Genomic DNA, 13,341 nt, shown 5'->3' with positions numbered 1-13,341 from the left:
TCCGGGCGAAAGCACGAAGCCCGGGACTGCGACAACAGTTCCGGGCTTCGATTTGCCTTCCGAGTGGAAAGCCAAGGGATGAACCAACCATCCCGAGTCCAACGCTCGGAACCGATGGTAGCCGAGCACGCTCGGCGACGCATCCCTTGGTCGAAGCTCCTCGTGTCAGCCGGCGACGACACCAGGAGGTCACCGATGTCGAACGACACCGATGATCGGTCCAGGCGTCGGGTGCCCTGGCTGGGGATCGCGAGCTTGCTCGTGACCGTGGTCAGGCTCCTGATCGACCTGTCCCGCAGGGACTGAGGACCCGGGTGTCCCGCATCGCGCTCAACGGTGCGGGACACCTGTCGTCACGCGAGCAGCTGTGCCGCTCGCACGACGAAGGCAGCCGACGCCGCCAACCCGAGGATGACCGCTGCGAGTGATACTCCGAACCCGGTGATCCGTTGCCCGGTGAGCTGCCCGGCGCGTGCCAGACCGATCGCGCCGAAGACGATCCCCAGGATCCCGGGGATCGCGAACACGTTGACGATGAACCCGAGCAGCGCGAGGACCAGCCCGGCGTACCCGAACGGATTCGCTGCACGGGTCGCCCGGTCCTTGGCGATCCGGGCCTTCCGCCCTCGGAGCGGTTGCTCGGTGACGGCCGCGCGGTACTCCGACGGCGCGGGCGGACGCGGTGCCGGCTCCCACTGTGGCGCGGGGACAGCTACAGCAGGCTGGGGTGCGAGTGCTCCCCAACGTGCTCCGTCCCACCACCGTGTGCGGTTCGAGTCTTGCGGGTCCGGGTACCACCCGGCGATCGGCAGCGTCACTGTGCTCCCCTCCGTTGCCTCCGAGGAGGCTACGGAACCGGTGTCGTCACGCGCACGCCCCAGTCGTGGTGCCACGCGGCACGCCCCGTCAGGACAGGACGCGCGCCAGGTACGCGTTGCGGAACCGGCCCGTGGGGTCGACGTCGCGGGCGACCGCAGCGAAGTCCGACAGCCGCGGGTACGCCTCGTGCAGGCGCTCGACGCTCACGCCGGACACCTTGCCCCAGTGCGGCCGCGGGTCGAAGGGCGCGAGCGCTTCCTCGATCCGCGTCACTGCGGCCGCCACCGCAGCGGCATCCCGGCGGAACGTGAAGTGGATGCCGACCGACTGCCGACCGGACGACGGCGCGAGCCAGGCGGTGTCGGGCGCGATCGTACGGATCTCGGCGGCGATGAGGATCGGCGCGAACACCGACTCGAGCGGACGGAGGGCCTCGAGCGCGGACCCTGCCGACGCTGCCGGGATCAAGTACTCGGCCTGGATCTCGGCACCGGTCGACGGCGTGAACGAGGACCGGAAGTGCGGCAGCCGCTCGGCCCACGGCCCGGGGACGCCGCCCTGCTCGGTGACGCCGGCGGGGTCGTTCTCCCCCGGGTGCACGGGGCCGGTGGCGGGCCGCGCTCCGAGGGCGACGAGGTCGACGGTGGGCGAGGGCTCGTCCACGCGGTGCTTCACCCAGACCTGCCGGGCACCGCGGTCGTCGAACGAGGTGAACATCGACACCGAGTAGGCGTCGGACATGACCTGGTCGAAGTGCTCGGAGACGGCGTCCCACGGCAGGTCGAGGTGCACCGTCGTGGCGACCTCGAACGTCGGCTCGATCGCGAGCTCCACCGTGGTGACGACACCGAGCGCACCGATGGCCACCCGGTGGGCGTCGAGGGCCGCGTCCGGCGAGGACACATCGACGTGCTCGATCGCGCCGGAAGCGCGGACGACGTCGAGCCCGACCACCGCCTGCGCGAGCGACGGGTTGCGGACGCCGGAGCCGTGCGTGCCCGTGGCGACGGCCCCGGCCGTGGAGATGTGCGGCAGGGACGCGAGGTTCCCGAGTGCCCAGCCACGGGCCTCCAGACCGGCCGCGACCTGACTGTGCGTCATGCCGGCGGCCACGCGGACCACACGACGCGACGTGTCGATGTCGAGCACCGGTGGCAGGTCCTGCAACGACACCTGCACGGCGTCGGTGTCGGCGATCGTGTTGAAGGAGTGCCGTGAGCCGAGCGCCGTCAGGCGCGGGGTCGACGCGACCAGTTCCTGCAACGCGGCCACCGACGAAGGACGCGCCAGACCGGACGCCCGGTAGGTGACGTTGCCCGCCCAGTTCGTCCGCGTGCGCTGCTCTGCGATCACGTCGCTCATCGTACGGTCCGCGTCCCTCAGAAGCCGCGGTCGAGACGGTGCCACGTCTGCTGGAGACGCAGCTCGTCGCGGAAGCCGCGGGCGGTGGTGTGCTCGTCGATGACCAGGAACTCGGTGCCGACCATGGTCGCCAGGTCCTCGACCACCTGCAGACCGACGGCTGTCGTCATCACGGTGTGGTGGGCGGCGCCGGCGGTGAGCCAGGCCTCGGCGGCGACGGGGAACGACGGGCGCGGCTCCCAGACGGCACGGCCGACGGGGAGCTTCGGCAGGGCCTCGGTCGGCGGCACCACGTCGACGACGTTCGCGGTCAAGCGGAAGCCGTCGCGGGTGTCGGAGAGCGCGACCACCACGGCCTCGCCGGAGTCGGCGGTGAAGACCAGGCGGACCGGGTCGTCCTTGCCGCCGATGCCGAGCGGGTGGATCTCCAGCGTCGGCTTCGTGGTGGTGAGCGTGGGCGAGACCTCGAGCATGTGGGCACCGAGGATCTTCTCAGCACCGGGCGTGAGGTCGTAGGTGTAGTCCTCCATCAGGCTCGCACCGCCGGGCAGTCCGGCGCCGGCGACGTTCATCGCCCGGACCAGGACGGCCGTCTTCCAGTCGCCCTCGGCGCCGAAGCCGTAGCCGTCCGCCATCAGGCGCTGGACCGCGAGGCCGGGCAGCTGCTTGAGCGTGCCGAGGTCCTCGAAGTTGGTCGTGAAGGCGGCGGAGCCGTTCTGCGCCAGCAGGGTGCGGAGGCCGATCTCGATGGCGGCGCCGTCGCGGAGCGCCGCGTGTCGTTCGCCGCCGGCGCTGCGGAGTGACGGGTCCACGTCGTAGTCGCGCTCGTAGGTCGCCACGAGCGCGTCGATCTCTTGGTCCGACGCGGCGGACACGGCCGCTGCCAGCTCGTTCACCGCCCAGGTGTTCACCTGCACGCCGAGCTCGATCTCGGCCTCGGTCTTGTCGCCCTCGGTGACGGCGACGTAGCGCATGTTGTCGCCGAAGCGGGTGAGCTTCAGCTCACGGACTGCTGCGGCACCGGCTGCGGCACGGGTCCAGTTCGACACCCGCTGCTGGACGCGGGGATCCGAGACGTGCCCGACGGCGGTGGCGTGTCGGACACCGAGGCGTGCGAGCGCGTAGCCGAACTCACGGTCGCCGTGCGCGGCCTGGTTGAGGTTCATGAAGTCGAAGTCGATGTCCGCCCACGGCAGGGTGACGTTCGCCTGCGTGTGCAGGTGCAGCAGCGGCTTTGTCAGCGCCTGCAGGCCACCGATCCACATCTTCGCGGGGCTGAAGGTGTGCATCCAGGTGGTGACGCCGATGACCTTGTCGTCGGCGCTCGCCTCGATCAGGGCGCGGCGGATGCCGTCGGCGTCCTTCAGGACCGGCTTCCAGACGAGCTTGACCGGCAGGGCGCCGGCCAGTTCGGCGTGCACGGCCTTGCTCTGCTCCTCGACCTGGCGCAGCGTCTCCTCGCCGTACAGCCCCTGGGAGCCGGTGAGGAACCAGACCTCGTAGCCGTCGAGCGTGGCCTGGGGGTCGACGGTGATGTCGTGCGTCGGGGTGTCCTGCGTCATCGCATGGCTCCTTCGGGGTTCTGTCCGTAGACGTTCTGGTAGCGATCGAAGAGTCGATCGATGTCTGCTTGCGCGATCGGGACCACGTCCCCGCCCTGTTTCGCGATGTGCACGGTGCGGGCGACGTCCTCGCACATCACGGCGGCCTTGACGGCGTCCTTCGCGTCCTTGCCGATGGTGAAGACGCCGTGGTTCTGCATGAGGACCGCGCGGGATCGGTGGCCGGTCAGCGTCTCGACGATGCCGTGGCCGATGGAGTCGTCGCCGATGATCGCGAACGGGCCGACCGGGATCGGCCCGCCGAACTCGTCGGCCATCGCGGTGATCACGCACGGGATGGGTTCCGCTCGTGCGGCCCACGCCGTCGCGTACGTCGAGTGGGTGTGCACGACACCGCCGACCTCGGGCATGTTCCGGTAGACGTGGGCGTGCGCGGCGGTGTCGGAGGACGGCCCGTGCGCGTTGCCCCAACCGTCGGCCGGCTCGCCGTCGAGGGTGCAGACGACCTGGTTCTCCGGGGTCAGGTCGTCGCTCGAGACACCGCTCGGCTTGATGACGAACAGGTCGGTGCCGGGCACACGCTCGGAGACGTTGCCGCCGGTCCAGATCACCAGGCCGTAGCGGACGAGTTCGCCGTGCAGGCGGGCGACGCGTTCCCGGGTGGTCGCCACTGCCTGGCGCGTGGTCGGGTCGGTCGCGTCGGCGTGCTGGGTCGCGTTCTGCTGGGTCGCGTCCTGCTGGGTCGCGTCGGTCATCGGGTCGCTTCCTGCTCTGCCGGGAGGCGCGGGTCGGCGCCGTCGGTCTGCTCGGTCGGGCGCGTGGTCGCGCTGGGGCGGGTCGCCGCCGCCGCCACGTCCTGCACGGGCAGTGCGGCCCGGTAGCGGCCCAGGTAGGTCTGGAAGCCGTCGACGTCGGCCGGCTCGGGCTCGGCCACGTGCACGGCGTCCCCGCCGAACACGGTGTCCGACAGGAAGTCGGCGAGCTGTTGGTCGGTGTGCTCGAGGTAGGCGGCCAGGACGGCGATGCCCCACGCTCCGCCCTCGCCCGCGGTCTCCTCGAGGGCGATCGGCACCCGCAGTGCCGCGGCGAGCAGACGCTGCGGGGCGCCGGGCGTGCGGAAGAGCCCGCCGTGCGCGGTCATCCGGTCGACCTGCACCTGCTCGCCGTGCAGCACGTCCATGCCGATCGCCAGGGTGGCGAACGCGCCGTGCACCTCGGAGCGGACCAGGTTGCCCAGGGTGAAGCGGGCGTCGGGGGTGCGGAGCAGCAGGGGCCGGCCGTCCTCGACGTGGGTGACGGGTTCGCCGGCCAGGTAGTTGAACGAGAGCAGGCCGCCGGCGTCGGGGTCGGTGCTGTCCGCGATCGATTCGGTGAGCAGGGTCGTGTAGACGGTGTCGACGTCGAGGGGCCGCCCGGCCGCTTCGGCGAACCGTCCGAAGACCTTCGCCCAGCTCGCGATCTCGCTCGCGCCGTTGTTGCAGTGCACCATCGCCACGGCGTCGCCCGCCGGGGTGGTCACGACGTCGAGTTCCTCGTGCGGGGTGCTGAGCGGGTGCTCGAGGACCACCATCGCGAAGATGCTCGTGCCGACGCTGACGTTGCCGGTGCGGGGTGCGACGGCGTTCGTCGCGACCATGCCGGTGCCGGCGTCGCCCTCGGGCGGACAGAGCGGCGCGCCGGGTTCGAGCGTGCCGGTGGGGTCGAGCCACGCGGCGCCCTCGGGGGTCAGCTCACCGGCTTCGGCACCGGCGACGAGGACCTCGGGCAGCAGGGACCGCAGGTCCGGCACACCGATCAGGTCCTGCGCGGTGGCGAGCATCGCATGGTCGAAGTCCTTCGCGCCCGGGTCTCCTGGGCCGCTGTCGACGGGGCCGCCCTCGATCGGGAACACACCGGAGGCATCCCCGACGCCGAGCACGTTCCGTCCGGTGAGTCGTCGGTGCACGTAGCCCGCGAGCGTCGTGATGCCCGCGACCTCGGCCACGTGCGGTTCCTCGTCGAGGACCGCCTGGTACAGGTGTGCGATCGACCAGCGGAGCGGGATGTTGAACGACAGTGCCTCGCTGAGCTGTTCGGCTGCGGGCCCGGTCGAGGTGTTCCGCCAAGTCCGGAACGGCACGAGCAGGTCGCCCGCGGCGTCGAACGCCAGGTAGCCGTGCATCATCGCGCTCACGCCGACCGCGCGGAAGGTGGTCGGACGCACGCCGAACTGCGCTTCGACGTCGGCGACGAGCGCGGCGTACGCGGCTCGGAGACCGGTCTCGACGGCGTCGAGCGAGTAGGTCCAGCGGCCGTCGACGAACTCGTTCTCCCACTCGTGGGAGCCGGCGGCGATGGGCACGAGGTCCTCGTCCACCAGGCATGCCTTGATGCGGGTGGAGCCGAGCTCGATCCCGAGTGTCGTGCGGCCGTTCGCGACCTGCTGGGTGGGTTCGTCGCCCATGCGTTCCTCCAGAACTCCGTCGTCCTCCGTGAGCGCTCACATCCTGGCACGTGAGCGCTCACTCTCGCAACGTCCGGGCGCGCCGCCCGCTCACGCCTGCCCCACCGGTCGAGACACCCCGCTCAGTTCCCCCGGCCGGTCACGAACCGTCGTCCCGAGCAACTGCAGCCGACTGTTCCTGACCGGTCGACGTCCTACGCACGACAAGTCGTGACCGCGCGACGAACGAGGGCGACGACGACGTGCGACCCGCTGGCGCCCCACACCCGCGCACGTCCCGACCACCCACCGCCCTGCACCCGCGCACGTCCCGACCACTCACCGCCCCGCGGCCGCGCACGTCCCGACCACCCACCGCCCCACACCCGCGCACGTCCAGACCACCCGCCGCCCCACACCCGCGCATGCCGGCTCGCCGAACCGTGCCACTCCGAACGGCGGCGCCCGGTACGGTCACGACACCTCGTTGCTTCCCCATCGCGCGGTCACGAACTGTCAGCTGGAGGCGCGCCGAGCGCCGGTTCGTGACCACTCGGGCACGGAGGACGGGGTGTTGTGACCGCTCAGGGCCGACCGCAACGCGAACCGGAAACCGGCACCGGCACCCGGCACGGGGCACGGACCACGGACCACGACCGCCCTACGCGCCGGCGGTGCTCTCGCGGATGACGAGGGACGGGGTGACCGTCGCCGAGGCCGCCGCACCGCCGTCGATCAGACCGAGCAACGCCTGCCCGGCCACGCGCCCGAGCTCCTCGAGCCGCAGGTCCACCGTCGTCAGCGGCGGCCTCGAGGCGAGCGCCATCACGTCCCAGTCGTCGTACCCGGTGACGGCGACGTCCTCGGGGACCGATCGCCCGAGCTCCCGCAGCCGATCGCACACGCCGCGGGCGATCTGATCGCTGCCGCACACGATCGCGTCGACGTCGGGCGACTGCCGCGCGAGCACGTCGACGGCCTGGCGCCCCCACCGCTCCGACCACTCGCCGAACAGCGGCGGCGTGACCAGTCGTGACCCGAGCACGGAGGCCGCTCCCGCCACGCGACGTTCGGCGGAACGGTGCCGCGCGGGCCCGGTGACGACGGCGACCCGCTGCCGCCCGAGCGTCAGCACGTGCGAGGCGACGAGCGCGGACCCGGCGGAGTCGTCGAGGGTGATCGACACGTCATCGGCCGAGGTCGACGGCGTGAACGCGTACACGACCGGGATCGCCACGTCGATCGGCGGTCGCGGGTCGGCGGACCGTCCGGTCACGATGATCCCGTCGACGCCGCGGGCTGCGAGGGAGCGGAGGTAGTGGGCCTCGCGGACATGGTCGTCGCGGGTGTCGCAGAGCAGGACCGCCATCTGCCCGGCGGACAGGGCGTCCTCGGCACCGAGGAGCACGGGGATCGAGAACCGACCGAAGGAGTCGGTGGTGATCATGCCGACCGTGTAGGTCCGACCGGAGGACAGCGCACGGGCCCGGGCGTCGCCGACGAACCCGAGCTTCTCGGCGGCGTCCTTGACCCGTGCCCGCGTGGAGTCGCGGAGCTGTCCGGTGCCGTTGAGCGCCTTCGACGCCGTGCCGATCGACACCCCGGCGAGCGCGGCGACGTCGGTGATCCGGACGGGCTGCGTGCTGCGGTCGGCACCGGTGCGCTCGAGGGTCACGGCAAGTTCCTTTCCGGATCGCGGGACGTGAGGATGAGCATACGCAGAAAAACGGCCACAACTCTTGCGCACACCAGGTCGGTGTCGTACTGTCCACCGCAGAAACCGTTTTCCGAAACGCTGCACCGACGGCAGACACCGGGACGGTCCCAGTCACATCGCAAGGAGGCGACATGACCACCACGCTCGCGACCGACAGCCGTGCGCACACCGCGACCCCGGTCCTCCCGACCGCCGGCGCGCACCTCACGCTCCGGCCCCTGCCGACGGGCGACGCCCGGATCACCGGCGGCTTCTGGGCACTCCGGCAGGAGCGCAACGGCCGTGACGCGGTCCGCGGCGGGTACGCCCTGCTCGAGACCGCCGGCAACTTCCGGAACCTGCGCATCGCCGCCGGGCTCGAGGAGGGCGAGGCCACCGGCCCGATCTTCATGGACTCGGACGTGACGAAGTGGCTCGAGGCGGTGGCGTGGGAGTACGGCCGCGCCCCGTCCGAGGACCTGCTCGAACTGCAGCGCGAGGTCACCGCCCTGTACGCCCAGGCGCAGGCCGACGACGGCTACCTCGACTCCGTGCAGCAGATCCGGGGGAAGGGCGAGCGGTACACGGACCTCAAGTGGAGCCACGAGATGTACTGCGCCGGCCACCTGTACCAAGCGGCCGTGGCGCAGCACCGTGCGACGGGCGACACCGGCCTGCTCGAGGTCGCGATCAAGAACGCCGACCACCTGGTCCGCACGTTCGGCGACGGCACCGCCCCGGACGGCACGCCGAAGACCCGCGACGTCGACGGCCACCCCGTCGTCGAGATGGGCCTCGTCGAGCTGTACCGCGAGACCGCCAACCGTGAGTACCTCGACCTGGCGCACTGGTTCGTCGACGCCCGCGGCACGGGCATCATCGAGCGCGCCGGCGGTGAGCCGACGTACTTCTCCGACCGGGTGCCGAGCCGACAGGCCACGACCGTCGAGGGCCACGCCGTCCGCGCCGTGTACCTGGCAGCCGGCGCCGTCGACGTCGCGATCGAGACCGGCGACACCGAGCTGCTGGCCGCGAGCGAGCGGCAGTTCGCCGACATGATGGCGACGAAGGCGTTCATCACCGGCGGCCTCGGGGCGCGCTGGGACTGGGAGGCGTTCGGCGACCCCTACGAGCTGCCGACCGACCGTGGCTACGCCGAGACCTGCGCGGCCATCGGCGGTGTGCAGTGGGCGTGGCGCCTGCTGCTCGCCACCGGCAAGCCGGTCTACGCCGACGCGATCGAGCGCCTGCTGTACAACGCGTTCCTGGCCGGCGTGAGCCTGGCGGGCACCGAGTACTTCTACGTGAACCCCCTGCAGCAGCGGGACCACGCGCACCAGGACGAGAACCGCTCCCCCGCTCACGGGCGCCGAGGCTGGTTCGACTGCGCCTGCTGCCCGCCGAACATCATGCGCACGTTCGCGAGCCTGGACGGCTACCTGGCCACCGCGACCGACGGCGGCCTGCAGATCCACCAGTACGCGACGGCGGACCTCGGGCCGGTGTCGGTCGAGACCGGGTACCCGCACGACGGCCGCGTGGTCGTCACGGTCACCGAGGACGGCCCGCTCGCCCTCGGCCTGCGGATCCCGGTCTGGTCGGACACGACGACGGTGCAGGGACCGGACGGCGCAGCGCACCCGGAGCCGGGCACGCTGCACGTCGTCGACCGGCACTGGACGGCCGGGGACACGGTCGAGCTCGTCTTCGACACGACGCCGCACCGGTACGTGGCCGACACCCGCATCGACGCCGCCCGCGGTCAGGTCGCCATCGAGCGCGGCCCCCTCGTGTACGCCGTGGAGCAGGCGGACCAGCAGGGCTTCACGGTCGACGACCTGACGGTCGACGCGGTCGCACCGATCACCGAGGAACGTCGCGACGACCTGCTCGACGGCATCGTCACGCTGCGCGTGCCCGGACACGCCCCGGCCGGACACGAGCAGGCATCGTGGCCGTACCAGCGGCTGGACGCGACCCGGTCTGGAGGCGCGGATCACGCCGTGGACGCGACCAGCGTCGACGACGCGGCCGGCTCGCAGGGCGCCACCACGGACCTCCCGGCCGTCACCGCGACCGCGGTTCCCTACTACGCCTGGGCGAACCGGGGCGCGGCGCCGATGCGCGTGTGGCTCCCGCTGGCGCGGTGACGTGATGGACCGCAGAGCGTTCCTGGTCGGCGGTGTCGCCGGCGGCGCAGCACTCGCCCTGGCGGGGTGCTCCGGCACCCTGCCCAAGGTCGACGCGAAGGTGGCGAGCTTCGGGAAGGACGCGACCGGCACCGTGCACGTCTGGTGCCGGTCCGCGACCCAGGCCGGGCTGACCTCGGCCGTGGCCGGGTTCAACAAGGCGAATCCGAAGCTGCAGGTCGAGCTGACCCCGGTGCCGGACGGGCAGTACGTGACGAAGCTCGCGACGGCCATCCGCGGTGGTGAGCCGCCGGACGTCGTGGACATCGACGACATCAACTCGCAGCTGTTCATCTTCCGTGAGGCGTTCGCCGACCTGACCGACGTCGTCAAGGGCCTCGACTACTTCGACGCGATCTCGCCGGGTCACCTGCGGCTGCTCGAGTACCGCGACCGGTACTACGGGCTGCCCTACCTGGCGGACAACTCGCAGCTGTTCGTCAACACCGAGCTGTTCGACCGGGCCGGGCTCGACGTCGAGGAGTCGACGAAGGACCTCTCCACGCTGCTCGACGCGGCGAAGGCCATCCGGAAGCTCGACGACGACGTCTACGGGTGGTCGATCTCCGGCAACGCCGCCGGCATCATCGGCTTCGTCACCCAGCCGCACGTCTGGGCGACCGGCGTCGACATGATGTCCGGCGAGGTCGGCAAGCAGACGGCGAACATCACCGGCAACGAAGCGCTGGAACGGATGCTCGAGTTCTACCGGCAGCTCTGGAAGGACGGCGCGCTGTCGAAGGCGACCTACTCGGATGCCGGCACCACGTGGGGCGCGGACTTCCGGGCCGGCAAGGTCGGGATCTTCCCGACCTCGTACGGCGCCACCGTGCCCGCGGCCACCAAGGCGATGCGGGCGAAGATGCAGACGGTGCTCATCCCGTCGTGGGACGGCCAGCGGTCGTTCTTCGACGGCGGCGACAACATGTGCATCCCGAACGGGGCGGCGAACCCGTCCGGGGGCTGGGCGTTCATGCAGTACGCGAACGGCCTGCAGCAACAGCAGGCCCTGCCCGACGGCGGGTACTTCCCCACCCGATCCGACGCCGCGACGCCCGAGTACCGGAAGCGGTTCCCGTTGGCGTTCGGCCCGCTCGACGCCATCGACAAGGGCTACGCGCCACAGACCCTGGCGTACAACCTGCTCAACAACCAGCCGTCGTCACCGTACTTCGCGATGTTCCGCGAGGCCGTGTTCGGCTCGGGCACCGCTGCCGCGATGAAGACGGCGCAGGCGGACTACACCCGCATCCTCGGCCAGGTCCAGGCCTGACCGTCGCTCGCTCGCCTGTTCGCTCGTTCGTTCGCTCGTTGCACAGAGAGGTGCAGACATGACCACCATCTCCAACCGACGGACCGGCGCCGGCCGCCCCACCGTCGGCCGCGGCGCCGGCCGCCCGGGCCGCCAGGGTCGCTCGGGTCCGTCCCGCGGGTCGCTCACGCACCCGCCGCGCGCCGGCGCCGTGCTCGTCACCCCGGCGATCGTCTTCGTCGCGGTGTTCGTCCTCGCCCCGCTCGTGTTCGCGCTCTACATCTCGTTCACGAACTGGCCCCTGATCGGCCCGTACCGGTTCATCGGGCTGCAGAACTACCTGACGCTGTTCCAGGACCCGACGTTCGTGCACGCCATCGGGTACACGCTGCTGTACACCGCGATCGTGACGGTGCCGATCCTGGTGCTCGGCTACTTCCTGGCGGTGCTCATCCGGGCACGGCGTCGGGGCAGCACCCTGCTGCGGACGGTGTTCTTCCTGCCGTACGTCGTCGGCCTGACGACGCTGTCGTTCATGCTCGTGCTCGAGGCGCAGCCGAACTCCGGAGCCGTCAACATGGTGCTCCGCTGGCTCGGCATCACCGACGGCAGCACCGCTTGGCTCGTCAACGGCCCCCTCGCCACGCTGCTCATCTGCGTGCTCGTGGTCTGGGCGGTGTCCGGCCTGACGATGGTGCTCCTGATGTCGGCCATGCAGGGCATCCCCGACGAGGTCTACGAGTCGGCGCAGCTCGAGGGCGCGTCCTGGTGGCAGACCGAACGACTCATCACCCTGCCGATGATCCGCTCGACCATCGCCCTCAGCGCCATCATCTCGGTGATCGGCTCGCTGCTCGCGTTCAACCAGTTCTACATCCTGACCCAGGGCGGGCCGGGGACCGAGACCACGACGATCGTCAACGCGATCTACAACCGTGGCTTCGTCAACCTGCAGCTCGGCGCCGCGACCGCCGAGTCGATCGCCCTGGTCGTCGTCATCGCCGCCGTCACGGTGTTCCAGTTCTGGGCACTGCGAGAGAAGGACTGAGCCATGAGCACCACGACCTCCCGTGCCGGCCTCGCGGCGCCGGACCTGTCCACCCGCACGCTGACCACCACCGGTGACGGACGCCGCCGGCGCCACCACCAGGGCAGCGTCCGGCACCCCCGCGACACCGCCGTCAAGCGCACCCTGTACGTGATCGCCGGCGTCGGGTCGGTGCTCGTCTTCGGCGTCCCGCTGCTGTGGTCGATCCTGCGGGCGTTCCAGTCCGAGGCCGTCATCACGCAGGCCGCCGACCCCGCGACCTTCTTCCAGCTCGGCTGGCAGAACTTCGCCGCCGTCTTCAGCTCGTCGTCGCATCTGCTGACCGGCGTGTTCAACTCGTTGATCGTGTCGATCGCCACGGCGGTGCTGACAGCGGTGATCGCGACGATGGCCGGGTACGGGTTCGCCCGCTTCCGGTTCCGCGGGTCGGGCATCGTGTTCGGCCTGGTGCTGCTGACGATGATGGTGCCGTTCCAAGCGATCCTCACCCCGCTGTACCTCGAGATGAACGCCATGAAGCTCACGAACTCACTGCTCGGGCTCGTGCTGTTCTACACGACGGTGAACCTGCCGTTCGGGGTGTTCGTGATGCGGAACGCGTTCGAGTCGATCCCGACCGAGCTCGAGGACTCGGCGTTCGTCGACGGGGCCTCACGCTTCCGGGTCGTCGTGTCGGTGCTCCGCCCGCTCCTGCTGCCCGGCGCGGCCACCGCTGCGCTGTACGCGTTCCTGGCGTCGTGGACGGAGTTCCTCGGGGCGCTGACCTTCCTGACGAAGGACTCGCTCTACACGCTGCCGGTGGCGCTGCTCAACCTGCAGACCGGGGCGTACGGGCAGGTGTCGTACGGCAACCTCGTCGCCGGGTCGGTGGTGGCGATGATCCCGTGCATCGCGCTCTACGTCGGACTGCAGCGGTTCTACGTCGCAGGCCTGTCGTCCGGCGCGCTGAAGGGCTGACGGTCGGGTCAGCCTCGCACCATCCGCGCAAGCT

General features: G+C 71.0%; 10 protein-coding genes. 4 read left to right on the top strand and 6 right to left on the bottom strand.

What is annotated here, in order from left to right:
* Positions 1–353: 353 nt before the first annotated feature.
* The 6 genes from EDF28_RS12180 to EDF28_RS12155 form a co-directional block, all read right to left on the bottom strand.
* Positions 354–818: a DUF2510 domain-containing protein gene (locus EDF28_RS12180; protein WP_123938488.1), complete on the bottom strand. Its 465-nt coding sequence runs from the start codon at positions 816–818 to the stop codon at positions 354–356.
* 88 nt (positions 819–906) lie between these two features.
* On the bottom strand, positions 907–2,172 hold the full coding sequence (locus tag EDF28_RS12175; protein WP_311394740.1) for a D-arabinono-1,4-lactone oxidase: 1,266 nt from the start codon (positions 2,170–2,172) through the stop codon (positions 907–909).
* A gap of 26 nt (positions 2,173–2,198) precedes the next feature.
* Complete coding sequence (gene araA / locus EDF28_RS12170; protein ID WP_185094230.1) at positions 2,199–3,743, bottom strand: L-arabinose isomerase; 1,545 nt, start codon at positions 3,741–3,743, stop codon at positions 2,199–2,201.
* The gene (locus EDF28_RS12165; protein ID WP_260154935.1) at positions 3,740–4,498 is read right to left on the bottom strand and encodes an L-ribulose-5-phosphate 4-epimerase; all 759 of its coding nucleotides are present in this window, start codon (positions 4,496–4,498) and stop codon (positions 3,740–3,742) included. The genes araA and EDF28_RS12165 overlap by 4 nt, the downstream gene beginning before the upstream one ends.
* Positions 4,495–6,186: a xylulokinase gene (locus EDF28_RS12160; RefSeq protein WP_123938486.1), complete on the bottom strand. Its 1,692-nt coding sequence runs from the start codon at positions 6,184–6,186 to the stop codon at positions 4,495–4,497. Before EDF28_RS12160 ends, EDF28_RS12165 begins: the two co-directional genes overlap by 4 nt.
* A 640-nt stretch (positions 6,187–6,826) precedes the next feature.
* Positions 6,827–7,840, bottom strand: coding sequence for a LacI family DNA-binding transcriptional regulator (locus EDF28_RS12155; protein WP_123938485.1), 1,014 nt, complete (start codon positions 7,838–7,840; stop codon positions 6,827–6,829).
* A 173-nt stretch (positions 7,841–8,013) separates the two neighbouring features.
* On the opposite strand from EDF28_RS12155, the gene EDF28_RS12150 reads away from it, so the two are divergent.
* Genes EDF28_RS12150 through EDF28_RS12135 form a run of 4 tightly spaced genes read left to right on the top strand, consistent with a single transcriptional unit; the run spans position 8,014 to position 13,307 of the window.
* Positions 8,014–10,011, top strand: coding sequence for a glycoside hydrolase family 127 protein (locus EDF28_RS12150; RefSeq protein ID WP_123938484.1), 1,998 nt, complete (start codon positions 8,014–8,016; stop codon positions 10,009–10,011).
* 4 nt (positions 10,012–10,015) lie between these two features.
* Positions 10,016–11,323, top strand: coding sequence for a sugar ABC transporter substrate-binding protein (locus tag EDF28_RS12145; protein WP_123938483.1), 1,308 nt, complete (start codon positions 10,016–10,018; stop codon positions 11,321–11,323).
* 58 nt (positions 11,324–11,381) lie between these two features.
* The gene (locus EDF28_RS12140; RefSeq protein ID WP_123938482.1) at positions 11,382–12,350 is read left to right on the top strand and encodes a carbohydrate ABC transporter permease; all 969 of its coding nucleotides are present in this window, start codon (positions 11,382–11,384) and stop codon (positions 12,348–12,350) included.
* A gap of 3 nt (positions 12,351–12,353) precedes the next feature.
* Positions 12,354–13,307 carry a carbohydrate ABC transporter permease gene (locus EDF28_RS12135; RefSeq protein WP_123291928.1) on the top strand — a complete coding sequence of 318 codons (954 nt, stop codon included), beginning with the start codon at positions 12,354–12,356 and terminating at the stop codon, positions 13,305–13,307.
* Positions 13,308–13,341 lie beyond the last annotated feature (34 nt).

The organism is Curtobacterium sp. PhB137 (assembly GCF_003814955.1).
Classification (GTDB): domain Bacteria; phylum Actinomycetota; class Actinomycetes; order Actinomycetales; family Microbacteriaceae; genus Curtobacterium.
The sequence above is the reverse complement of the archived record's forward strand: the minus strand, read 5'-3'. Positions and strand labels throughout refer to the sequence as shown.